The organism is Litchfieldia alkalitelluris, assembly GCF_002153425.1.
In the GTDB taxonomy this organism is placed as follows: Bacteria; Bacillota; Bacilli; order Bacillales; family Salisediminibacteriaceae; genus Evansella; species Evansella alkalicola.
The window spans coordinates 321873-346462 of the sequence record NZ_KZ119600.1; the positions used below are offsets into that span (position 1 = coordinate 321873).

At 34.6% G+C, this 24590-nt stretch carries 24 protein-coding genes; 20 read left to right on the forward strand and 4 right to left on the reverse strand.

Annotated features, from left to right (window positions below; translation table 11 throughout):
- Positions 1-163 precede the first annotated feature (163 nt).
- The 7 genes from BW724_RS01610 to BW724_RS01640 all read left to right on the forward strand — a co-directional run bounded on the left by BW724_RS01610 (position 164) and on the right by BW724_RS01640 (position 5994).
- Complete coding sequence (locus tag BW724_RS01610; RefSeq protein ID WP_088073360.1) at positions 164-1228, forward strand: ABC transporter permease; 1065 nt, start codon at positions 164-166, stop codon at positions 1226-1228.
- Positions 1228-1908, forward strand: coding sequence for an ABC transporter ATP-binding protein (locus BW724_RS01615; RefSeq protein WP_088073361.1), 681 nt, complete (start codon positions 1228-1230; stop codon positions 1906-1908). Before BW724_RS01610 ends, BW724_RS01615 begins: the two co-directional genes overlap by 1 nt.
- Positions 1909-2031: 123 nt before the next feature.
- Complete coding sequence (locus tag BW724_RS01620) at positions 2032-3135, forward strand: sensor histidine kinase (RefSeq protein ID WP_088073362.1); 1104 nt, start codon at positions 2032-2034, stop codon at positions 3133-3135.
- Positions 3128-3814, forward strand: coding sequence for a response regulator transcription factor (locus BW724_RS01625; protein WP_088073363.1), 687 nt, complete (start codon positions 3128-3130; stop codon positions 3812-3814). Before BW724_RS01620 ends, BW724_RS01625 begins: the two co-directional genes overlap by 8 nt.
- A gap of 167 nt (positions 3815-3981) precedes the next feature.
- Positions 3982-4410, forward strand: a complete 429-nt coding sequence (locus BW724_RS01630) for a hypothetical protein (RefSeq protein WP_088073364.1) — start codon at positions 3982-3984, stop codon at positions 4408-4410.
- Positions 4407-4601 carry a hypothetical protein gene (locus tag BW724_RS01635; RefSeq protein ID WP_088073365.1) on the forward strand — a complete coding sequence of 65 codons (195 nt, stop codon included), beginning with the start codon at positions 4407-4409 and terminating at the stop codon, positions 4599-4601. The genes BW724_RS01630 and BW724_RS01635 overlap by 4 nt, the downstream gene beginning before the upstream one ends.
- 241 nt (positions 4602-4842) lie before the next feature.
- Positions 4843-5994 (forward strand): YheC/YheD family endospore coat-associated protein, encoded by a 1152-nt coding sequence (locus BW724_RS01640; RefSeq protein ID WP_176371250.1) that lies wholly within the window; start codon positions 4843-4845, stop codon positions 5992-5994.
- A gap of 186 nt (positions 5995-6180) precedes the next feature.
- Here the strand turns inward: BW724_RS01640 and BW724_RS01645 are convergent, their stop codons facing one another.
- Entirely contained in the window at positions 6181-7200 is a 1020-nt protein-coding gene (locus BW724_RS01645; RefSeq protein WP_176371251.1) for an N-acetylneuraminate synthase family protein, read from the reverse strand.
- A gap of 133 nt (positions 7201-7333) precedes the next feature.
- Here BW724_RS01645 and BW724_RS01650 point away from each other — a divergent pair, with 133 nt between their 5' ends.
- Together BW724_RS01650 and BW724_RS01655 are read left to right on the forward strand one after the other, a co-directional pair.
- Positions 7334-8800: a hypothetical protein gene (locus tag BW724_RS01650; protein ID WP_088073368.1), complete on the forward strand. Its 1467-nt coding sequence runs from the start codon at positions 7334-7336 to the stop codon at positions 8798-8800.
- Between the two features lie 16 nt (positions 8801-8816).
- On the forward strand, positions 8817-9569 hold the full coding sequence (locus BW724_RS01655) for a cytidylyltransferase domain-containing protein (RefSeq protein ID WP_088073369.1): 753 nt from the start codon (positions 8817-8819) through the stop codon (positions 9567-9569).
- 33 nt (positions 9570-9602) lie between these two features.
- Here the strand turns inward: BW724_RS01655 and BW724_RS01660 are convergent, their stop codons facing one another.
- Positions 9603-10949, reverse strand: a complete 1347-nt coding sequence (locus tag BW724_RS01660; RefSeq protein ID WP_176371252.1) for a CDP-glycerol glycerophosphotransferase family protein — start codon at positions 10947-10949, stop codon at positions 9603-9605.
- Between the two features lie 90 nt (positions 10950-11039).
- Positions 11040-11978, reverse strand: coding sequence for a polysaccharide biosynthesis protein (locus BW724_RS01665; protein WP_088073371.1), 939 nt, complete (start codon positions 11976-11978; stop codon positions 11040-11042).
- 329 nt (positions 11979-12307) lie between these two features.
- Between BW724_RS01665 and BW724_RS01670 the strand changes: the two genes are divergently transcribed.
- From BW724_RS01670 to phnE, 10 genes are all read left to right on the forward strand, one after another.
- On the forward strand, positions 12308-13441 hold the full coding sequence (locus BW724_RS01670) for a DegT/DnrJ/EryC1/StrS family aminotransferase (RefSeq protein ID WP_088073372.1): 1134 nt from the start codon (positions 12308-12310) through the stop codon (positions 13439-13441).
- 21 nt (positions 13442-13462) lie between these two features.
- The gene (locus tag BW724_RS01675; protein WP_088073373.1) at positions 13463-13960 is read left to right on the forward strand and encodes a GNAT family N-acetyltransferase; all 498 of its coding nucleotides are present in this window, start codon (positions 13463-13465) and stop codon (positions 13958-13960) included.
- A gap of 5 nt (positions 13961-13965) precedes the next feature.
- Positions 13966-15039 (forward strand): DegT/DnrJ/EryC1/StrS family aminotransferase, encoded by a 1074-nt coding sequence (locus tag BW724_RS01680; protein WP_088073374.1) that lies wholly within the window; start codon positions 13966-13968, stop codon positions 15037-15039.
- A complete protein-coding gene (locus tag BW724_RS01685; protein WP_176371253.1) occupies positions 15017-16072 on the forward strand; it encodes a lipid II:glycine glycyltransferase FemX in 1056 nt (351 codons plus the stop codon). Before BW724_RS01680 ends, BW724_RS01685 begins: the two co-directional genes overlap by 23 nt.
- Before the next feature lie 5 nt (positions 16073-16077).
- Complete coding sequence (gene neuB, locus BW724_RS01690) at positions 16078-17073, forward strand: N-acetylneuraminate synthase (protein ID WP_088073376.1); 996 nt, start codon at positions 16078-16080, stop codon at positions 17071-17073.
- A complete protein-coding gene (gene neuC, locus BW724_RS01695; protein ID WP_088073377.1) occupies positions 17070-18245 on the forward strand; it encodes a UDP-N-acetylglucosamine 2-epimerase in 1176 nt (391 codons plus the stop codon). The genes neuB and neuC overlap by 4 nt, the downstream gene beginning before the upstream one ends.
- 409 nt (positions 18246-18654) lie before the next feature.
- On the forward strand, positions 18655-19470 hold the full coding sequence (locus BW724_RS01700; protein WP_235848868.1) for an HAD family hydrolase: 816 nt from the start codon (positions 18655-18657) through the stop codon (positions 19468-19470).
- A 159-nt stretch (positions 19471-19629) separates the two neighbouring features.
- The gene (locus BW724_RS01705; protein WP_088073378.1) at positions 19630-20568 is read left to right on the forward strand and encodes a PhnD/SsuA/transferrin family substrate-binding protein; all 939 of its coding nucleotides are present in this window, start codon (positions 19630-19632) and stop codon (positions 20566-20568) included.
- A 17-nt stretch (positions 20569-20585) separates the two neighbouring features.
- A complete protein-coding gene (gene phnC, locus BW724_RS01710) occupies positions 20586-21389 on the forward strand; it encodes a phosphonate ABC transporter ATP-binding protein (protein ID WP_088073379.1) in 804 nt (267 codons plus the stop codon).
- Complete coding sequence (gene phnE / locus BW724_RS01715) at positions 21389-22216, forward strand: phosphonate ABC transporter, permease protein PhnE (RefSeq protein ID WP_235848869.1); 828 nt, start codon at positions 21389-21391, stop codon at positions 22214-22216. The genes phnC and phnE overlap by 1 nt, the downstream gene beginning before the upstream one ends.
- 367 nt (positions 22217-22583) lie before the next feature.
- On the opposite strand, the gene BW724_RS01725 is transcribed toward phnE, so the two are convergent.
- A complete protein-coding gene (locus BW724_RS01725) occupies positions 22584-23120 on the reverse strand; it encodes a phosphatase PAP2 family protein (protein WP_176371254.1) in 537 nt (178 codons plus the stop codon).
- Positions 23121-23328: 208 nt separating this feature from the next.
- Between BW724_RS01725 and BW724_RS01730 the strand changes: the two genes are divergently transcribed.
- Complete coding sequence (locus tag BW724_RS01730; protein ID WP_088073382.1) at positions 23329-24471, forward strand: glycosyltransferase family 4 protein; 1143 nt, start codon at positions 23329-23331, stop codon at positions 24469-24471.
- Positions 24472-24590: the final 119 nt, after the last annotated feature.

The following is a 24590-nucleotide window of genomic DNA, read 5'->3' on the forward strand; positions in this document are numbered from 1 at the left end:
TCTTTTATTTTTCATGGCTGCTAGCATTTCATACCAAAAGATTAATTTTATATTTAATAAATAGTTAATAAGTAGTTAATTGTTAATTAAGAAGTCTTCATTATGATATTCCTGTGCCATTCAAGAGAATGATGTGGTGAGTATGAAATGAGGAGGAAAAAACATGTTTTTAGCATGGAAAGAATTTAGTAGAAATAAGTTACGTTATACCTTACTTAGTTTGATTATGATTGCAGTATTATTTTTAGTGTTTTTTATTACAGCTTTATCAAATGGGTTAGGTTATGCAGATAGTGCAGCGATTAGTAATTTAAATGCGGAATATGTCATTCTAAGCGAGGAAGCAGAAGGGGTAATGATCAAATCAGAATTAAATAACAAAAATCTTGATGAAGTTTTTGAATTACTTGGTAATGAGTATTCTCCTTTTGCAATAACAATATCTGCATTAGAAAGGAAGAATGAACGGAGTGTAGACATTGTTTACTTTACAGTGAATACGAGCAGGTACGGTGATGTAGAGATTACAGAGGGAAAGAATTTAAGTGAATTGGAAGAGAATGAAGTAGTTGTCGATGAGAGCATAAAGGGATTTGGTTTTGAATTAAATGATACAATTCTCGATTCTAGAACAGATATAGAAATGGTCATTGCTGGTTTTACAAAGGATCATGTATATTCACATATGCCAGTAATTTTCACGGATGAATCAATTGGTTTTCAAGCTGTATATCGAATGGAAGATACGTATAATGCTGTTCTTTATAACGGGGAGATGGTCGAACTTGACCAGTATGAAGTACAAACACTTGATGAAACGATAAAAACAATACCTGGATACTCTGAAACACAAGGATCCTTCACAATGATGAAAGTGTTTCTAGTTGTTATTTCTGTATTTGTTTCGAGTGTTTTCTTCTATGTTATTACACTACAAAAGACTCACCAATTTGGAATTTTAAAAGCAATAGGAGCGAATACATGGTTTATTACGAAATCTATATTAATACAAGTAAGTTTCATAACATTAATAGGTTTAATATTTAGTAATCTTGCTTTCTATGGAATTGTACAAGTTATGCCAGAGGAAATGCCAATTATTTTATCTTGGAATCTAATTCTAGGAACAGGAATTTTGTTTCTATGCTTAAATACAATAGGCGCTTTACTTTCTATAAGGAAAGTGACGAAAATTGATGCATTAGAAGCGATGGGGAGGGCGGAATAATGGAACAATCAATCTTAGAGCTGAAGAGTGTTTCAAAGGATTTCGGTGATGGAAATAGCACAATTAGAGTTTTGAAAAAAATTAACTTAACAGTAAATAAAGGTGAGTTCATTGCGATTGTAGGACCATCAGGGTCTGGGAAAAGTACCTTACTATCCATTATTGGTGCACTACTGACACCGACGGTAGGGGAAATAACCATTGATCAACAAATTGTTCATCAACAATATAACAAGAAGCTTAATCAAATTAGAGCTAAGAAAATCGGCTTCATTTTTCAATCACCAAATCTCATTCCTTATTTAGATGTGTATAGTCAATTACGGATCGTTGCTCACATTGCAAAGATAGATAATAGGCAAGGGGAACGAAGAGCTCAAGAACTATTAAAGCGGTTGGACTTAAGTCATAGAATGAGAAATTATCCTAATGAGCTCTCAGGGGGAGAAAAGCAAAGGGTGGCCATTGCAAGAGCGTTTATGAGTGATCCATCCGTTATTCTGGCAGATGAACCAACAGCGAGTTTGGATTCTGTTAGAGGTAGAAACGTCGTGGAGATGATCTCACAGGAAGTTAAATCAAGTAATAAGGCAGCTATCATGGTTACACACGATGAAAGAATGTTAGACTTATGTGACAGAGTGTATAACATGGAGGATGGCTTATTGTCACAGAAATAAAAAAATACTACTATTGAAATGCAGTTGGAAATCAACTGCATTTTAAGTATGATTAGTGAAATGAATCAATTGAAAGAAAAAATGTGTATTGTATAAAATTTATAAAGGTAGTGGTAAAACGATATGACTATCAAAAAACGATTAATTCTTTCAAATATAGGTATGATTATTATTCCTATCGTAGCATTTCTTGCTATAGAAATAATGCTAGGTTATATCTTTTACCTTTGGGTAGGTGGAGCAATAAGGGATAATCTAGAATTATTTCTATCACTTCGAATTATTGGAATGTTGTTGGTTATCATCGTAACAAATGGTATGTTAACTTATTTTGTTTCACAAAGTATTATAAGGCCTATTCAAGAGTTAATGAATGCTGCAAAAGAAATAAGTAATGGTAATCTGGATTATAAAATGGAAGTGAACAATAAAAAAGATGAGCTAGATCAGTTAACTGCGGATTTTGAAGCGATGCGTTTGAAGTTAAAGAAAGCACAGGAATTACAGAATATCTATGAGGAGAATCAGAAAGAGTTAATTGCGAGTATTTCCCATGACTTAAAGACCCCGATTACATCTATAAGGGGATATGTAAAGGGGATTCAGGATGGGGTAGCTAATACTCCCGACAAGTTAGATCGTTATATGAAAACAATAGATCAGAAAGCACAGGGGATGAATCAATTAATAGAAGAACTTTTTCTATATTCTAAGCTAGATTTACAAAGTGTTCCTTTCGACTTTGAAGAGCTTGATTTGAATGCTTATTTGAAAGATTATATCGAAGAAATAAACTTTGATCTGGAAAAAGAGGGAGTAGCAGTTACTTATAACAAAAATGAAGGAGATGTTTATACTGTCTATGCAGATCGAGATAAAATAAAACGTGTACTGGACAATATAATTCAAAATAGCCTGAGGTATATGAATAAAGAAATAAAGCAGTTAAAAATTTCTCTAGTAGAAGAGGACGTTCAGGTTCTAGTAGAGATAATGGACAATGGAATAGGGATCAAGGAAGATTTGCTTCCTTTTATCTTTGATAGATTTTATCGAATCGACTCCTCTAGAAGCTTAGAAACAGGTGGGAGCGGGTTAGGGTTAGCTATTGTGAAGAAAATTGTAGAGGAACATCGTGGAACAATATGGGCTCAGAGCCGTTTAGGAGAAGGAACTAGTGTTATCTTCACATTACCTAAGCCAACAAAGGAGGACAATTATGAGTAAAATACTCATCATTGAAGATGAACAGAGCATCGCAGAATTAGAGAGAGATTATTTAGAGGTAAATGGATTTGAAAGTGATATAGCAAAAAATGGAGAAGAAGGTTTGAAAAAAGCATTAGAAGGAAATTATCAGCTAATTATACTTGATTTAATGTTGCCAGGTATAGATGGTTTTGACCTTTGTAAGAAGATTAGAGCACAATTAAATATTCCTATTTTAATGGTGACGGCGCGGAAAGAAGATATTGATATTATTCGAGGATTTGATAGAGGGGCAGATGACTATATCGAAAAGCCATTCAATCCAAATGAATTAGTAGCCAGAGTAAAAGCTCATATATCAAGGTATAAACGACTAGTCAATAGTGAACCAAACGATCATTCTATTCAAGTTAGGGGGTTGGTCATCGATAAAAGCTCCCGTAAAGTTTTCTTAAATCAAGAAGAAAAAACTCTAAGGGGAAAAGAATTTGATTTGCTTTTCTTTTTAGCTTCAAATCCAAATCAAGTGTTTAGTAAGGACCATTTATTTGAACGAGTGTGGGGTTACGATTCTATGGGGGATATCTCTACAGTTACTGTACACATTAGAAGAATTAGAGAGAAAATTGAAGTTGATCCGTCTAACCCAGAGTATATTGAAACAATATGGGGCGTGGGTTATCGATTTTTATCATAAACAAAAGCTACTGACCTAAATTAGGGGCGGTAGCTTTTCTTATACTCTGATCCATCTATATTTAAGGATTATTTAATAATTTGTTAAGAGTCTATTTAGAACTACTCGGTATCCTTTAAATAGATCACTTCTTTAGTATACAAGTGATAATACAAGGAGGAAATAGAATGAAAACAAACAAACAGCAAGTAAATGTTATATATGTTTTAGGCATTGCAATTTCTACAATGTTGATCTTATTTGGAACCATAACATCTATTTCATTATGGATAGATGGTTATCAACTACGGAGCGTTATGGGCAGCTTGCTCTTTGTTATTATAGGTGGAATGCTCTTAGTTTTTCTATTGTTGATACTAGAGACCAAAAAGTCATACGGCATGAATCAGCTCATTGCAGCAGGTTATTCCATTGGCATTGGACTTATCCTTTTTAGTATTTTTGTTGGTGTAAACTCTGGAACTACGATGAATAGCTGGGAAATAGCCCTTTCATCCGGAATGCTCTTCTTTACTAGCGGAGTTGGGATTTTGGTTGCTTTACTAGTAGGGTTTGGGTGGAAAAAGAATAAGGAAATAAGTGGGGAAAGCGAATGAGAACAATAATCATCATATTTTTCGGATTGTTATTTGGATTTTTACTGGGGATAGTTATTGGTGGTTTTAGGCTATGGGAACCATATCATGTATTAGGGGTTATAACCTCCCCACATTATTTGGCATTATTCTTTGCTATTATATTGCCAGTATTAGATGTGAAGTTCTTTCCTAAGGATAAAGAAAAATAGTTGATACCATTTTGCATATGTAACCAAGTGAAAACGGTAAAACCTCAAACAAATAAAATAGAGTAAGCTTTGAAAAGTTGGTTTCCAATTATTTTTATCAAATAACCTAATTAATTACTATAGATAAATAGTATATTCGTGTTTTTTTTAATTCCACTGAATATCTAGTTATATAATCATCCGTAAAATTAATAAGAACATAGTATAGTAGGAAACCTCCTTTAGAGTAAAGGAGATGGAGGTGAAGAATACATTGACACCATTATATAAATTACGCCAACCTGCGAATCAAGCATATATTAAACCAGTAGTAGGCGTATTTGTAAGTCGTTCTGTTATTCGAAAACTATTAGATCAAAATTCCCTTTTTAGGATTAATGAGCTTCGTCAAGCAAATCATGTGGCAGGTGTAGAGCTGTACTTCTTTTCCATTAAAGATGCTGATATAAATAAAAAGACCATAAAGGGAACTTATTATTGTAATGACACTGATAAATGGACACAAAAGATATTTCCTTTACCCGACGTAATGTATAATCGGCGATCTGCGGGGAAGATAAGTGTTCAAGTGTTTCGAGATCAGCTAATAGAGTACGGCTGTTTATTGCTGAATCCAGTTGCTGATTTTGATAAGTGGGACCAGCATTTTCAATTATTACAGCACAGGGATATAGCAAAACACTTGCCTGTCACTATACCATATAAAAATATAGATAGTTTAAAAGAAATGTTGGTATTGCACGATAAAGTATATATTAAGCCTCGAATTGGGCGGTATAGTCGTTATGTTATCCGTGTTAGTAAGCTACTAAAAGGGGGGTATGAATATTGTTATTACGATAAAAAACTTGTGGTCAAGTATGTGGATAGTCTATATGAGCTTCACCATAGGCTGTCTACAATATTAAACGGAAGAGATTCGATTATACAACAGGCCATCGAAAGTGACTATCATAGCCAAGATCGTATAACAGATATGCGAGCAGAGGTTCAGCGTAATAGTAATGGAAAACTAGAGGTCGTTGCTATATCAGTGCGGGTAGGGGATTTAGGTTCACCTGTTACAAGTATGCGGACAAATGCTAGTGTTTACTCTTTGGAGAAGTATTTTAAAGTGATGCACGATTATACGGATGAACAATTTAACCGATTAAAGGGTAGAATCGTTCGGTTTCTTGTAAAAATATATACCGGTGTTGAGGGAGTCCATGGGACTTTTGGTGAATTGGGGATTGATTTAGTATTGGATAATGCTGACAATCCCTGGCTTATAGAATGTAACGCCAAATCAGCCAAGGTTGCCTTAATTGAATCTTATGATAAAAAGACTATACGTAGGGCCTTCATCAATCCTCTCGCTTATGCTAAATACCTTGCAATAAATAAGAAATGAATTAGTCTAAGCGTCGATTATCTATCTAGATTAATGGCCTTTACGCTATAACGAAAAATGGTCCTCTTAATTGAAGACCATCTTCACGTATTGTTTTTGGGTATAGTCTAACGTTCTTTTCCTAGTATATCGTATGCTTAATGACGTCTTGGACATATTGTTTTTATACTGAATTCAAATTATCGCTTAATGATCAACAAGTACTGAAGTAATTAGTTCGTCCTTGTCTAAATTAAAATTAGCTTTTTTACCAATTACGGAAAAGTAAAGTAGATAAGGATCTTGAAGTGTAGTAACCGATGTACGTTTAAATCCTAAATCATGTTCTCGAATTATTTGCCCCTTCGTAATGTGACGATTCGATACTAATGCTTTTTTCATAGGTCCAATTTGTCTTTGCGTCAGTTGGTCATCTGGAATGAACCTACTCTTATTAGTCACAGTTTCAACAAAGGATAGGTTTTCTAGTATCCCTTTTAACCTTTTTGGGTGAACAGACGATTCGTAATCTACACGCTTCACGCCAGGGCTTACAGTGATATGTTTTTCAAAAATTCGACATCCATAAATATAGGCATACTCCATGAGCTTTGTGTCTAAGCTACTATCCCATTCTGTATGATCGGCATACCCGACTGGACACTGGAAATACTCAGAGAGTGACTTGATTTTGGATAATTCAATTTTTGAAACATCTGTTGGGTAATTTTGATAGCCATACATGAGATAAATCTCACGGTTTTGTTTTGATTTTAAGTGATCTATTGTCCTTTCTAATTCAGTTGTGTTTACCCCACTTAAACTAATAAATACAGGGAAACTAGTTTCGTTTATTCGATCTAACAGAGGGATATCATTAATTGATGTACCGTGTATGCTAACGGCATCACAATTTTCATAATCTAATATATCGACACTATCCATATCATCTAGCAAACAAATGACATCCAAATCATGCCTTTTTGCTTCTTTTAGTATTTTCGACCATTCATTTTTATTAAAAACCCAATTTTTAACAACTGGGTACAAATTGTGATCACTTGTCATATATTGATCAAGATTCGTTAACAGATGGAATTTAATAGCATGAGCAAACCCTTTTGTTTCTTGAATAAGCTTTAAAAGATACTGTTGATCCCCTTCGTGTATATAAGCTGTTTCTGCAATGAGATAGGGAGATGATTTCAGTAAAAACGGATTGGTCATTATCATACACCTCTTCAAAATATTTATTTTATATCCTATACAGATTTTATTTAGATGTTACTTCAAATAAATGGGGGATAGTGCATATTTAATTAAGTATTATAAATTCATAAAATGAATGGGAGTGTTCAGGATGTACGGAGGAGAAGTTTTGAATGCGCATTTAATTTTAAGATATGGATTAACAAAAGAATTTTTTGAAACATTTCGTTCAGTTACTTTTTCTAGGATTGAACTTCCGCTGCTTATGGTACTTGAATATTATAAATATATCCAACCGATTGTGGATAAAAATATATCAAATCGAAAGTATAGGAGACAAAAGCGCTATCCCTTCAAGTCTATGAAAGACGTACAAAGAGTTTTATTTCGAAGTCCACCCCCGATCAAAAAATTAGACAGGAATAAAGAAAGAAAAGCTATTCTAATGCCTGCTGCTTTCCTACCTCTTGCCCTTAAACATCTTAAAAAAGATCATGTAATTTTAATCGTTTCAACCAAAAAGGATACACTCCTCTTGCAAAAATACAAACTTCCTTCCAACTTTGAAGTTTTTTATATTGGAAAAGAAATGAAATCCATAGAGATTTCAAACAAAAGAAGGGGGAGAATGGAAAAGATAATAAGAGAAATTTGTCTAGAGAATAAAACACACGAGGTTTTCGGTACACCATCATTTCAAGAATGGCTGATAAAAAAAAGCTTAAAAGTAATGAAAGAAATGAAGCTTCTAAAGGGGTTAATCCGTCAAAAGCCTATTGGTTTGATACTGCATCATGCAGAACTATCAAGTACAGGAGGGGCGCTATCTTTACTCGCATTAAGATATGAGCTTCCATTTATTAATGTTCAGTATAATTTAACAACTGATGTGTCAATAATCCCCTCGCGTGCATCTCAATATTGTGTATGGGGAAATCATAGTCAAAATTGGTTAATGAGTAAAGGGATTCCAAAAACTAAGATTCATAAAGTCGGTAGTCTGCGTTTTGAAATTGAAAACAATACAACCAAGGTAAAACGTCAAGACCTTATGAAAGAGTTAAAAATACCAACCAATCATCAGATTGTGCTCTGGACCACACAACCATTCCCAGAGGAGATCAATAGACTGATTTTACAGTGGATAAAAATGTCAATTAAGGATCGTCCATTTACTGTAATCATTAAACCACACCCAAATGACAAACTAGATTATCGCAATCTAATAAATGGAGCGGATCAAAACATTCTTTTACCAACTAATTACGAGTTATATGATTTACTAGTAAACGCTGACTATTGTATGACTGTATCCTCAAATACGGCAGTCGAGGCTGCGACAGAAAACAAAGGTATTTTCGTATTACAACCTCCAATGAAGTATGACTTCTTTCAAAACTATAACGGCTATCATGAACATTTAGTGAAAGCCAATGCAGGGGTAGTCATAAAAAATGAACGCAATATGAAGCATTTACTAAAGGAACTGGCTGTGAACCCCCAGTATCAAAAATCATTAATTAAAAAGAGTCAGCAGTTTGCTTTAGAAACCGTTGATCAAAGGGGAAATGCCACTGACCGAATATGTCAGTTGATTCGTACATTACAAGCTAATTGAGAAAAGGAGGATATTTATGAAAATAGGATTGTTAATTACAGCTAGGTTAAAGTCTACAAGACTTCCATTAAAAGCAATCTTGCCATTAAGAAATAAACCGGTCATTGACTTAGTTATTGATCGAGCAAAAAGAGTAGAATATATAGATCAAGTTGTTTTATGTACGTCCTATCATCCCCAGGATAAACCACTAGTGGATCGCGCGAAGGTAAATGAAATTGACTATTTTATGGGTGATCCAGATGATGTGTTGATGCGTTTATACCGGGCTGCTACATTTTACGGTTTTGATTATATCATTTCCATTACTGGAGATAATCCGCTATTTTCGACTCACTACACCCATAAAATGATTGATTTGATTATTAGGGAAAAACCTGATTATATAAAAGTTCTAAAGTTACCTTTGGGAATGTTTACGTACGGGGTAAGCTATTCCGCTCTAAAAACAGTGTGTGAACAGAAACAAATACGAGATACGGAAATTTGGGGAGAATGGTTTGAGAAAAATCAAGCATTTAACGTGCAAAATATCGTAGCTGATGAAAGGGACCAGGTAGATGCAAGACTAACATTGGACACTGAAGAAGATTATCAGATGCTAATGTCATTATCTGAACTTTTAACAGATGATCAATGGTATAGTGATCGCTGTATTGTACAATGCTTAAACAATAATAAAGATCTAATAAGAATAAATGAGGAAGTTGAACAGAAGAGTTTATCACCAGATGAAAAAAAACGAATACGTCAACATTGGAAACAATGATAAGAAGGAGCTGTGGCGAGAGATTTAGTTTAATCAATTAATCAATCGCCACAGCTCTTTATTCGTGATTTCCTTTTGGGAGTCTATACCATTTAAAACAAATTTTCGTTGGAGAGATTTGAGAAAAGTTGGATTCTTTATCGATTGTAATATCATTTTTTTTATTTGTTTTGAAGAACGTAAAGGTCGGGGCTGTTTTTTCAAATAATACAATGGCGGTACGGTGCCATAAAATACAACTGGCTTTTCAAGTATAAGGGCTTCATATGCAACAGATGAATATGGTGTAATGATCAGGTTTGATTGTATAATCATCTCTCTTAAAGGCTTTTTACCATGAGCAACAATCGCTGAGCCCCTTTGAAGTAATAATTTTTTGTACATCTTTTTTTTTCTTTGATCAGGATGTAATTTATAGGTGACTTTGATGTTATATGGAATGTTAGAGATGGCCCGTTCTATCTTTTTAATTAGTTTCTTGTTGTACACATACCCAAGTGGTTGTAAGGCAACAAGTAAATTAAGATCATAATGTGATCTTTTTTTTGTGTACTTCCTATTCTTGGAGTTGGTATTTGAGCTACGGAAAAAAAGAGGAGCAGCAACTTTAATTTTGTTTTTGGGAGCTCCATGTGATATCAAATATTGTCTATGAGATTCTCCCCAAACAATATTTACATCTGCATTAACCGGGAGATGTGCCAACTCACCAAATATACCATGTTGAATATTAACTGTTAATATCTTTCGGTTTTGAGCAAACGAAGTGACTAAGCAGCCATGCCGATTAATTGTTGAACCATAAACAGTAAGTTTAATTGGATATTGTTCAAATAATGTTTGTACTTGACGAATCCGTTTTAATAGTCGTTGTAATCTTTTTTTCATCCATTCTATGAAAGTATTTGTTTTGAAATAATCGGGTGTGGAATTTGCAGACACGATATGCTCCAAATGTGTAAAAACAAGCCTTTCTTCTTCCGTTGGAATGTAAGATTCCCCTAACTTAGGGAGATAAATTAGGGGGCGACACTCCTTCACTTTTAACATTGTTTGATATTCCCTCTTATGGTGCGCTAGATAGATAAATGATTTGTTTTTAATCCCTTTTGTTATAGGGTATAACTCCGATCGTATTAATATATTTCCATCTACATGATGATCTGGATTTGAAGTAATGAGGTAGGGACGGCAAGCATCTTGAATCTTACTATTAAACGAGAAGTCTGTATTATATTTAGTCATGTTTTGTTTATTTAAGAATTTTTGAAAATCTCTCAAGAGCAATAACGGTAAAGAGATTTTATTATATTGAAGCAACTTAAAAGTAAATAAAAATTCAATTGAAAAAAACCAAATGGTTCGGATTTTATGGTCCATGTTATTCATCCTCTTGCTATGTTTCCCAATTGATCAGTTTCATAATCTCACTAATTTCAATAGGTTTGACTTGGTTGGAACGATATGATGTTACTTTGGTTGGACGGAAGTTGGGGTAATTTTGGATTCCTGAGTTGGTATAACAATGAAAAAGTCCTCTCCCTCTAAAACAACATTTTGTTCATTATCATAAAGTAATTCTTCGTGCATTTTTTCACCAGGACGCATTCCGATTGTTTGCACGGAAGGTATGTTCATTCCAGTTTCTTCACAGTATTTCTTAAATGCTTTTACTAAATCACCTATCTTTAAAGCTTTCATTTTTAAAATAAATGTTTCTCCTCCCTTACAATAATACATTGCATTCAAAATCAAGTGGACTGCCTGAGGAATAGTCATGAAAAAACGAGTCATGGCAGGATCAGTCAGACTGAGTGGTTCTTTTGCTTGTATCTGACTCCTGAATAAGGAAATGACAGACCCTCTAGACCCAATCACATTTCCAAACCGAACAGAACAAAACTTGGTGTGTTTATTATTGAACATAGAATTTGCACGATAAAACATATTTTCAGCAATGCGTTTTGTCATGCCTAATGTATTTACAGGGTTTACTGCTTTATCTGTACTGATGTTCACAACTTTTTTTACTTTATTACTAATACTTGCTTTGATAACATTCTCGCTACCAATAATATTAGTTTTTACGGCTTCTATAGGATGATCCTCGCAGATAGGAACTTGTTTTAAGGCAGCGGCATGGAAAACATAATCCATATCACGAGTCGCGTACTCAACATCCTGATAATTTCTAATATCAGCTAAATAAAATTGAATGTTTTTCATATTCCCATATTTTTGTTTCATTAAATATTGTTTACTGTCGTCTTTATTTAAAACTAGGATTAGTTTAGGTTTGAATTTTAATAATTCAGCAACAATATATTCACCAATGGAACCACTACCACCAGTTACTAATATATTCTTGTTTTTATAGTAAGATTCTAACTCTTTGTCATTAATGGTCACTTTAACTTCCTCCTACTCTATACAATCTCATCTTCAATGATTATTAATTCTTGTATATTTGTTAATCATCTCTACTAATCTATGTTTATAAAGGGAATATGCTGTAGATTAATCACTATTTTTATATAAAAAATTAAAAATGGTTGTACGCTTATAGGTATGAGTTTGAAGTGATAAAACCTTAAGTTTGGAGTGGAATTAATATTATTGTAGTAAATTATTTTTTTCAAAATTAGAAAAAGTGTCTATAGCAGAATGAACAGATATTAATAAGATAATAGAAACAACATGTTTTGAGTGGAGTAATGAATGAGAGGAGTACCTATAGGATGATACCTTTATCGAAACCAGACCTGACAATGTTGGAAAGGAAGTACATTTTGGAAGTACTCGACACAGGTCAATTAAGCTTTGGAGAAAAGATTAATCGGTTTGAAAATCTGTTTAGGCAGCAGTTTGAAATGGAGTATGCAGTAGCCGTAAATAGTGGAACAAGTGCTTTACATCTAGCTGTGAAATCTCTTGGACTAAAGGCAGGAGACGAGGTTTTGACGACGCCATACAGTTTTATCGCTTCAGCGAATTGTTTATTGTATGAAGGAGTGAAACCTGTCTTTGTAGATATTGATCCGAAAACACTAAATATGAATACCGCTAAAATGGAGGAACTAATTACTGCTAAGACTAAGGCAATTTTAGTGGTACATGTATTCGGTCAACCATGTGATATGGATGAAGTTTTGCGTATTGCAACTAAGTATAATTTAGCAATTATCGAGGATGCTTGTGAGGCGATAGGTGCCAAGTGGAAAGGAAAACAGGTGGGAACATTCGGTGATGCTGGTATATTTGCATTTTATCCTAATAAACAAATTACTACTGGTGAAGGTGGTATTTTAATAACAAATAATGAGAGCATCTATCAAGTAGCGGCTAGCTTACGAAATCAGGGACGAAATATAAAGAGTACCTGGCTTGAACATGAACGACTCGGCTACAACTATCGTATGTCTGAACTACAAGCAGCAGTTGGGGTCGCTCAAATGGAACGACTTAACGAGATTTTGAAGAAACGAAAGCAAGTGGCTGAACGATATCTTGAACTGTTAAAGAAGTTAAAATTGCCAGTAAAAACCCCATTGATTTCTAATAACTGTGAAATGAGCTGGTTTGTCTTCGTTGTGATTCTTCCAGAAAATATTGACAGGCAAAAAATGATCGACGACTTAAGTCAACAAGGAGTTCAAAGTAAACCATATTTTCCATCTATTCATTTACAACCAAGCTATAGAAGAGAGTTTGATTATGAGCGAGGTTTGTTTCCTGTTAGTGAAGCAATGTCTGATCGAACGTTAGCAATTCCTTTTTATTCAAATTTATCTTTGAATACTCAAAAAAATGTGATTGAAGCATTATCAAAAGCATTAAGAAATATGAACAAAGTTAATCAAAACAAAGAATAGGTTAGGGGAGGAGAAATTATTATGGTAGAACTTCAATTGGCTAAAATAGATGACTTTAACTTTTTTTATGAAATCAAGGCAAACAAGGAAAATATGTATTGGTCAGGACACGAAAATTTACCAAAATATGAAAACTTGATGAATTTTTTTAATGAAACTGTAAAAAATCAACAAATGGATCTTCATCGAAAAATTTACATTATAATGAGCAATCAATTGAAATGCGGCTATGTATATCTTGATCCTATTGATAAGGAAACAGCTTCAGTAAGTATTGCCGTAATTGACAAACACTCAGGAAAAGGCTTAGGGCGTAGAGCTTTAAAGAGGTTGTTGCAAATAGCCAAAAACAGTGGTTATCAATCTATTCTTGCAGAAATTAGAGAAGACAATGTAAGGAGTCACAAGCTTTTTACATCTATAGGATTTAAGCAAACTGGGGATTATCATTTAAGTCACATAGAGAATTTAAATAAGAAACTAAAAATGCTCCAGTATAGATTTTATTTTGAGGACTGAAATAAATGGAGATAGGTAGTGAATTTCATTTAAGGTTAGAGAGTTTAAAAGAAGCGGATTTCTCCATTTATCATTTATTAAAAGATTACAATGCGCTGTATTTAGATAGTGGCAGGAGTGCATTACGTTTAATACTAAATAACATTAATCGAGGAGAAGTTTTAGTACCAGAATATATCTGTGATTCAGTTATTAACTGTTTTACAGGTTTTGAAATAAAGTGCTACCGGCTTAAACCAGACCTTGAAATAGATATGGAGGATTTATGTAATAAAATAAGTCCGAGTACAAAAATTGTTTTTTTGATGCATTATTTCGGTGCTTTACAACGAGAGGAAGTTTGCCTTCAACTTCAAGAACTCCGTAATCAAAAAGGATTCATGATTATTGAAGATACGACGCACAGTATATTTTCATCTCCTATAACGGTAGGCGATTACTGTATTTGCAGTTTACGTAAATGGTTTGCAATTCCTGATGGCGGCGTTCTGTATTCTACTCATTCACTACAAAGATGGAAGAACTTAAATTTAAATAGAAATAGAAGTATTGAAAAGGCTTATGGAATGATATTAAAAACACTTTATTTAGATGGTGAATTAAAATCCAATTCAATCTTTAGAAAGATTTTCGAATCAACAGAAAACAAATTGAACTGTAAAAAAGAGGTATTAAAAATATCAAGCTTATCGGAATACCTCCTTCAGTGTTATGACCTATCAACAATGATTTCTAAAAGAAAAGAAAATTATCATCAATTATTAAATGGGATATGGGTTAGTGGATTCTCCCCCATTCAAACATTACAGAAAACTGATTGTCCATTTACGTTACCTATAAGATTAAACAATAGAGATCAATTTAGAAAGTATTTAATAAATCATAAAATATTTTGTGCAGTACATTGGCCATTAGAAAAAAATATATTAAATAAAATGAAGAGAGCTAAACAGCTTTCATTAGAGATAATCTCTTTCCCTATTGATCAACGTTATCACACTGATGAAATAGACTATTTAATTAAGGTGATAAATCAGTATGAAAGGAGACGAATGGATGCAGGTAATCACTCACCATGAGAAAGAAAAGTGGAATGAAATAGTAAAGTCATTCTCAAATTGGGATGTATACTACCTATGCGAATATGCAGAATCATTCATGCTGCATGGTGACGGCACTCCTTATTTGTTTTATTTCAAAGATGGTAGCAGTAGATTATGTTACGTAGTTTTGTTAAACGATATTGCTGAGATTTCGGCCTATAAGGGGCACATAAAAACTGGTGTTTATTTTGATATTACAACGCCATATGGATATGGTGGTCCTATAGTTGAAGGAGAGTTTAAAAAACGCAATCAAGCAAAATTTCTTACGGAATTGAGTCAATATTGTCGAGAGAATAATATAATTACTCAATTTCTTCGCTTTCACCCATTATTTCAAAATCAAGTTTATATGGATAGTATTTGTGAGATTTTTCCTATAAAAGATACGATTACTATGGATACTATTTCATCTGATACCATCCAAAAGAATTTACACAGCAAAAATCAAAATATGATAAGAAAAGCGAAAAAAGTAGGGGTAGAAATAAAGCAAGATAATGGGGAAAGGTTGGATGACTTTATAAGGATTTACGAATCAACCATGGACAATAATAAAGCAAGTGAATATTATTATTTTTCGTCTGATTATTATGAGTTTTTAAGAAAGGAAATGAGTGAAAATGTTAGTTTCTTTTACGCTTGTAAGGAAGAAGAAATAATAGGTGCATCGATATTCCTCTATAACGACCAATATATGCATTATCATTTGTCTGGGACACAAAAGGAGTTTAGGGAATTCGCTTCTATGAATCTATTACTGTATGAAGCGGCGCTTTGGGCTGAGAAAAAGGGGATAAAGCAATTCCACCTAGGTGGAGGTGTTAGCGCTACGGATAGCTTGTTTAAGTTTAAAAAACAATTTAATAAGAATGGTTATAAGCACTTTTATATAGGTAGAAATATTTTTGATGAGCAGGTGTATAACCATTTACTCCAAATTAGAAAAATGATAGATCCAAAGTTTAATATAAACAATGATAAGCTAATTCAGTATAGAAAGGATTAATTTTAATGGGAGTTTATATTATTGCAGAAGCAGGCGGAAATCATAATGGTAATTTTGATTTAGCCTTACGTCTGATCGATGAAGCAGTAAATGCTGGCGCTGATTGTGTGAAATTTCAAACATTTATAACTGACGAAGTGGTTTCTAAATCGGCAAAAAAAGCCTCATATCAAAAAGAAACAACAAATGAAGAAGAAAGCCAATACGATATGGTAAAAAAACTAGAACTATCCTATAGCCAATATAGGGAGCTTCAAGAGTATTGTAATAAAAAAGGGATTGTTTTTTTATCTACACCATTTGACATAAAAAGTATCTCACTTTTACAAGAACTAGACCTGCCCTTTTGGAAAATACCCTCAGGAGAAATTACCAATTTACCCTATCTTCTAGAGATTGCTAAAACAGGTAAAGATGTGGTTCTATCAACGGGTATGGCTACAATAACTGAAATAAGAGAGGCAATCGATGTTTTGAAAAACAATGGAGCAGGGGAGATAAGTATTCTTCATTGTAATACTGAATACCCTACACCAATGGAAGATGTAAACTTAAAAGTCATGGGTTCCTTGAGAGAACTATTCAATTTGGATATTGGATATTCAGATCATACTTTAGGGATAGAGGTTCCTATTGCTGCAGTAGCATTGGGGGCAAAGGTAATCGAAAAACATTTTACACTGGATAGAACAATGGAGGGTCCAGATCATAAGGCTAGTTTAGAGCCACACGAACTAAAAAAAATGGTGGAAAGTATACGTAATATAGAAATGGCATTAGGTCACCCCCATAAAAAACCTACGTTATCAGAGAAAAAAAACATGGAAGTTGCAAGAAAAAGCATTGTGGCAAGACGTAATATTAGGCAAGGTGAAATATTTAGTGAAGAGAACATCACTGTAAAGCGTCCAGGAAATGGAATTAGTCCTATGTACTGGTTTGATGTTTTAGGGAAACAGGCAAGCAAAGATTTTCAAGAAGATGAGTTGATCGATTTATGAAAAAAGTATGTGTGGTTACATCAACAAGAGCAGAATATGGGTTATTACGTAATCTAATTCAAAAGATTCAAGATGACCAATCGTTAGAATTATGCTTAGTCGTAACGGGGATGCATTTATCACAGGAATTTGGAATGACAGTTGAAGAAATAGAAAGGGATAATTATCCAATAGCAGAAAAGATAGACATTCTATTGAGTGGAGATAGTCCTTCAGCCATTTCTAAAACAATGGGGTTAGCCTCTATTTCATTTTCAGATATGTTTGAAAGACAGAAACCAGATATATTAATTGTATTAGGAGACCGTTACGAATTGCTTCCAATTTGTGCATGTGCCATGAATGCCCGTATCCCCATTGCCCATATTTCTGGTGGTGAAACTACTGAAGGTGTAGTTGATGAGTGCATTAGGCATTGTATTACAAAAATGAGTTATTTACATTTTCCTGGTTGCGAACCATACAGAAAACGTATTATTCAATTAGGAGAGTCACCAGAAAGGGTATTTAATTATGGCGATGTTGGAGTGGAACTGGTAAGGTCGATGAAGCTCTTGCCAAAAACTGAATTGGAACAGTTACTGCATTTTAATTTAAGTGGGGCATATGCGTGTGTTACGTTTCATCCAACCACCCTAGAAGATAAAACTGCTGCGAAACAAACAGATGAATTACTGGAAGCGATAAATAAATTCCCTAATATGAAGTTTATTTTCTTAAAAACTAATTCTGATACAGGTGGACGGATTATCAATAAAAAGATTGATCAATATGTCTCTCGAAATAATAATTGTATTGCCTTTCAATCTCTTAGTATACAAACCTACCTTTCTTGTATGAAATACTCTTCTGTTGTAATTGGAAATTCCTCAAGTGGTATAGTCGAAGCTCCTACATTCGGAGTCCCTACAATAAACATTGGTGATAGACAAAAAGGCCGACTTCAAGCAAGTAGCATCATTAATTGTAATCCGATAGCTAAAGATGTGATTGAAGCGATTAAATTATCTCAAACAAATAGATTTAAGGATATTGCATCAAATACAATAAACCCATATGGATCTGGTAACACATCAGCGTTAATTGTTGAAACGATAAAGGATTTTTTATGCGAAAATAAAATTGATTTGAAAAAAAGTTTTTACAATATTAGTTACGAGATCAATGGTTGAGGAATAGAAAGGTATGTAGAAGATTAGTAAACAGGATGTTGACATTGAAGATAATACAAAGGAAAGTAAGTAAGCTAGCAGATGCAGCAACAGATATTTACAATTGGTGTTTATAAGGAGTTCTATTGCTTTAAGTAGGCGGTATGATCATTGTTTTTCAACGCTGAAAGCTAACCTAGAGTAATGCGATAAAAAGAGGGCTTTTCATTAGTGGACAATACTTATGGAAGCCTTTTTGTATTTATACAAACATGGTGATATGTATTATATATAATTTACTTCTGCTACTGCATTTATTTGACCATACATTAATTAAACATATTATTCATAAGAAATATACACTGTCTTTAAATTCACTTTACATCCAAGAGTTACGATATAACTAACAAAATATGGAGGGGGTAGTATTGTGTTGGGTGTTCGGGCGGTATTTATTGATATGGATGGTACACTGCTTACCAAAGCAAATGAGGTAACAAAAAGGAATAAAGAAGCAATTCACATGTTAATTAATCAAGGGATAAAAGTATTTTTAGCAACCGGTAGGCAGTACGACATTACGGTTCCATACCACGAGCTATTAGGATTGAAGACACCAATGATCTGTTTAAACGGTGCAGCCATATACGACGGTTATAATGGGAAACTAATTCAAAAAAAGACGATTGAAATAGACGAAGAGTTGTTTCATCGAATAACTGCTGAAGAGATGTGTAATGTCATTGTTCATACAGAGGAAGGTACTTATTGTAAGGAAAGATCTGAGGAAGTTAATATATGGACCCTAGAAGGGAGAGTACCTCCTAAATATATTGGAGATTTACGGCATGCTAATTATGGGGAAGTATTAAAGTATAGTGTCAATACAGGCAAAGTTAGCCGATCCTTAGCCAAACCATTTACAGAGGATAAAGAAGTAATACATTGGAACAACGGTTTTGAATTACTGGCCCGCGGTGTATCTAAGTGGTCAGCGATACAAACCTTGATCCGTGCATATGGAATCAGTAGGGAAGAAGTAGTGACAATAGGTGATGGTCCCAATGATGTAACGATGCTTCGTCATGCAGGATTGGGTGTTGCCATGGGGAATGCAGCTAAGAATGTTAAAGCTAATGCGGATATGATTATTGGTTACCATGATGAGGACGCACTTGCTGTGTTTTTTGAATCTTATCTCATCAATTCGTATTCAATGAATCTAGGAAATACAGATTTGGGTTAGCATAACTTTAGAGTATTATCTCTATGGAATATAGATATATTATTAACTTAAATATACAAAAAATTTACAAAACTTAACAATTTATCAATTCTCCATTAATATTAGTTCACTACAATGAAGTAGTCAAAGATAATCTATTTTTAAAGGGGGAATGGTAACATGTTATCAATATTTAAAAGTATTGTATTTGTATTCATCAGCATTTTACTTTTGGCTGCATGTGGTGAGGCGGAAACGGAAACACAAGCAGAAACACCAACTTCACCAGAAACTGCAGGGGAATCGTCTCAAAGTGATGGTGTGGATCGGTCTGAGTGGCCTGAGAAAATTAGATTTGCAGTTACAGGAATAGAAGGAATGGAAGAACTTCAACGACGTTACGATGTTTTCCAAGAGTTAATTGAAGATTTAATGGGGGTGGAATTCGAATTTTTTGCCCTTTCTGATAGGACCATTTCAACAACTGCATTGGAGTATGATCAAGTAGACATTATTTTATCTGGTCCTTCTGAATATGTACTAACTAAATCTGCTGTGCCGACTGCGGAACCTTTAGCAGCTGTGGAACGTGATGCTTATCATACGGTATTTATTGTGGCGGAAGATAGCGAGTTTAAGACTTTAGAAGATTTAAAGGGCCATAAAATTGCCATGAAGGATACTGGGTCTACCTCTGGGCATATTGGACCAAGCTCGATTTTAATTGATGCAGGATTTGACTTAGATAGGGATGTTAATATCCTTCTGCTAGGTGGAGCTTCAGTAGAAGCATTAAAGTCAGGGGAAGTAGACGCTGTTGGAGACGGTATTCGTGTTTTTAACAAAATGGTAGAAGAGGATGGAGAAGGGGTATGGCGACTTTTACACGAAGGGCCACCACTTCCGCAAGATCCATTTGTAGCAAATCCAAATTTGCCAGAAAGCTTTAAAGCAGAGTTCAAACGTGTCCTATTAGAAAACCAAGAAGAAATCTTAAATGCCATTTTAAACCACGAGGATAACAATAAATATATTAATGCAAAAATCGTAGAGATTAGTGATGCTGATTATGATTTAATGCGTGAGACATATAGCACATTAGGGATTGAGCTAGAGTAATTACAGGTGGGATAGGGATGAATACAATCGAAATACAAAATCTTTCAAAGGTCTATCCAGACGGCACCAAAGCATTAAACAACGTAAGTTTTAACGTTAAACCAGGAGAAGCCGTTGTACTATTAGGTCACAACGGCTCTGGTAAATCAACGTTGTTTCGTTGTATTACAAGCTTTGAGAAACCTACTGAGGGACAGATAAAAATAGATGGCGTAAACATTACGAAATTAAGTAAAGGGAAACTAAGACCAATCCGTAAAAAAGTTGGAATGGTATTCCAGCACTTTAATTTAATAAATAATTTGAGTGTTTTTCAAAATGTTCTATCTGGAGCCATGGGGAAAGTGCGTTTTGCTTTTCAAACTTTTGCGCCGCTTGCATCAAAAGAACTCCGAAGAGAAGCGATGGAATGTTTAGAACGAGTAGGGTTAAGTGATTTAGCTAAGCGTAGGGCAGATCAACTTTCTGGTGGTCAGCAACAGCGAGTAGCCATTGCACGTATGCTTATGCAAAATCCTCAAGTTGTTTTAGCGGATGAGCCTATCGCCAGTCTTGATCCGAAGGCAGGAAGGGAAGTAATGGATTTACTATGGGAAATCGTAAGGGAACGGGGATTAACTGTAGTTTGTATCTTGCATCAAATGGATATTGCTAAAGAATATGGAGATAGAATAGTAGCTTTAAAGAGTGGCAAAGTTGTAATAGATGACCATATTCATGACTTAAATGATGAACTTATGGCATCTTTATATGAAAAAGAAATGGTAGAAGAAGAGGATAAAGAAAATATAATGGCTGCAGTAAAAGTAGGTGGAATGTAATGGGACAACGAAGTTTACACAAAAATAATGATCCATCTAAATGGGACAAAGACATGCCGTCAAGGTGGACTCCCCCCTCCTTTGTAACTTGGTTACTAAGTGTTGTTTTTATTGCCTTTATGATATCGGGCTTGAATAATGCTAATGTAACATTAGAGCGATTATCGGGTGGAGCTTTCAATATGGGAAAATTCCTAGGAAGTGCATTGCCTCCTGATACTTCACGGACTTCAGCTATTTTGTCGTCCATCGTACAAACCTTTGAGATTGCATTAGTAGGCACAGTATTTGGGGTGCTACTTAGTTTGCCAGTAGCTATATTGGCATCGTCCAACACTACGCCGCACCCCATCATTCGTCATGGAACAAGATCTATCGTGTCCATGATGAGAACCATTCCTGACTTAATATGGGCATTAATTTTTGTTATTTCCGTTGGTCTTGGACCTCTTGCAGGAATTTTAACTATTATTGTTGATACGATAGGCTTTTGTGCTAGGTTTTTCTCAGAACGTATAGAGGAAATTGAAAAAGGGCCTTCACAAGCGCTGGAATCAACGGGAGCAAGCAGGTTAGGGATTATTTCAGGATCTGTTATACCAATAGGATTTCCATCTTTCGTTGGTACAAGTTTGTTTGCCATTGAGAAGGCCATTCGCTCTGCAGTAATTCTTGGATTAGTTGGTGCAGGGGGAATAGGGGTAGAGTTAAATACTGCTATGTCCTTAAGGCGCTTTGATGAAGCGTTGATGATTATTATTTTGATTTTCATCGTCGTTCTGATAGTAGAACAAATTTCTACAGCAATTAGAAAAAAAGTCATTTAACGGGCAGTGTGTTATCTATAACTTGAACCTGTGATAATAGATGTTGATATGCGCTCCATCTACTTCGCTTTCACGCATGGTAAAGGTGCGACACCCGCTCTCTTCGCTGTGTCTTCTTTACCGCAGGCGGCTGGTAAGCCTCCTCATTGCTTCAGCTTCCTCGGGAAGAACCACCTGCGGGATGACTGTCTCTTCCTCTTCAAGATTGACTTCGAGTTAGCTGCGTCGAGACAACTCGATGCAGATGACAAGGCGACGCTCGTACTAATGATTTTCCCACAAGGAATACTAGTAGAGAAAGAGACAGGAGCACCTTTCACTACAATCAACTTTGGCGTCAAAAATCAACACTATTCTTTAACAGAGACTAAATGTAAAAGGAGAACCCAAAAATTACAAGAATAGCGCTCAAGGTACCGATACATGCACCAATAATACAATCTGTTGGATAATGTAAGCCTAGATAAACACGGGAAAGTCCAATGAGAAATGCAAGAGGCATAAGTAAAATAGAAAGATATGGTAAGTGAATACAAAAAACCATGATGATCGAAAAAACTGCCGTTGTGTGTCCTGAAGGAAAAGAATAGTCCTTTAATGGGCGGGAGCAAAGGTTAACATGTGCTAATTTCGTATATGGACGTTGTCGGCAATACGCTTTTTTAATAAAATGAATCAAAAGATGGCTGGATACAAGGGAAATAAGGGCTTGGATTCCCCAAAAACGAACAATCTCATTCGCCAATAACATTATAAGTAGTAAGGAAGAAAGACTAAATGTAGCTCCACCCAAATGCGTTATTTTTGGTAAAATAGCATCAAAAATTCTACACTTAATATTTTGATTAACAAAGTGAAACAAATGCTCATCGCTAGTTACTAACCATGTTACTACGCGATTCATGCGCATCCCCCTCTTTAGAATTATTGACATGCTTATACCACTTCGTTAAATCCATCATACTATTCTAATGTAAAGCCAGAGTTTTTCTATTATTGATTTTTCTTTAAAAAAACTTTACACAGCCTTCATAAAATAATCAGAAAAATCTGTTAAGTTAATGGTGAAGAAGTTTTTAATGCCTAATTAACAGATTGGAGAGTGAAGGAAGATGAGAATTGCCATATTTTCTGATACTTATGCACCTGAAGTGAATGGCGTTGCCCGAACGTTAAAAAGGTATACCGCATATTTAGAGAAGGTGGGAATTGATTATAAATTATTTGTTCCAGAGAGTAGTACCCCTATTCCCACTGTGCCACAAGTAGAGCGCTTTTCAAGTATTCCATTCGTTTTATACCCTGAATGCAGAATGGCCCTTCCCAATCCACTCTATATTAATGAAACGTTAAAGGCATTTAAACCCACTATGATTCATGTCACGACACCTTTTAACCTTGGTCTATTTGGGGCCCATTATGGAAAGAAAAACAATATCCCAATGATTGCATCTTATCATACGAATTTTGATGATTATTTAGAGTATTATCATCTTCAGTTCATGCAAAAGTGGATATGGAAATATATGTCTTGGTTTCATCGTCCCTTTGAAAAAGTATATGTCCCTTCACATACTACAAAAGAAAAATTAGTAAATTACAACGTTCATCCTAACATTGATATTTGGGGAAGGGGAGTGAACCACTTAGAGTTCAATCCTGAAAATAAGTCCAATAGAATCAAAGAAAAATATCAAATTAAAGAAAAAAATATTCTTCTTTATGTGGGGAGGCTTTCACCTGAGAAGGATATTCGCATCGTGTTAGAAACCTTCTTCTCGTTACCAGAAGATATAAAAAAGAATACCCACCTTATGATTGTAGGGGATGGCCCTTTATATAAGTCATTATTATCGAGTAAATCTAATCAAATAACGTTTACTGGCTTTTTAGAAGGGAAGGAACTAGCTGAGGTATATGCTTCCAGTGATATATTTTTATTCCCTTCCCCTACAGAAACCTTTGGAAATGTTGTTTTAGAGGCACAAGCTTCTGGATTACCCGTCATTGGTGCGAATGCTGGAGGAGTAAAGAATTTAATAAAAGACGGTCAAACCGGCTTTTTATGTGAACCCAAAAACGCGGATGAATTTGTAAGGAAAACGATAACTCTATTAGCACAAGATAATTTTCGTCAAACGTTTGGAAAACAAGCTAGGGAGTTTGCACTAGAGCAAACGTGGGAGCGAATCTTTGAACGTTTAATCCTTAGTTATAAAGATACTCTACTATCAAAAGAGAGATTTAGTGCATAAGTTGTCGTTAAGCGCCACCGGGAGCGTTTCGAGTATTTACAGAATATTTACTAAATGTTTACAGAAAGCGTGTATACACGAAATACCTAATACTCATATGATTACTATGAAAGTTAATG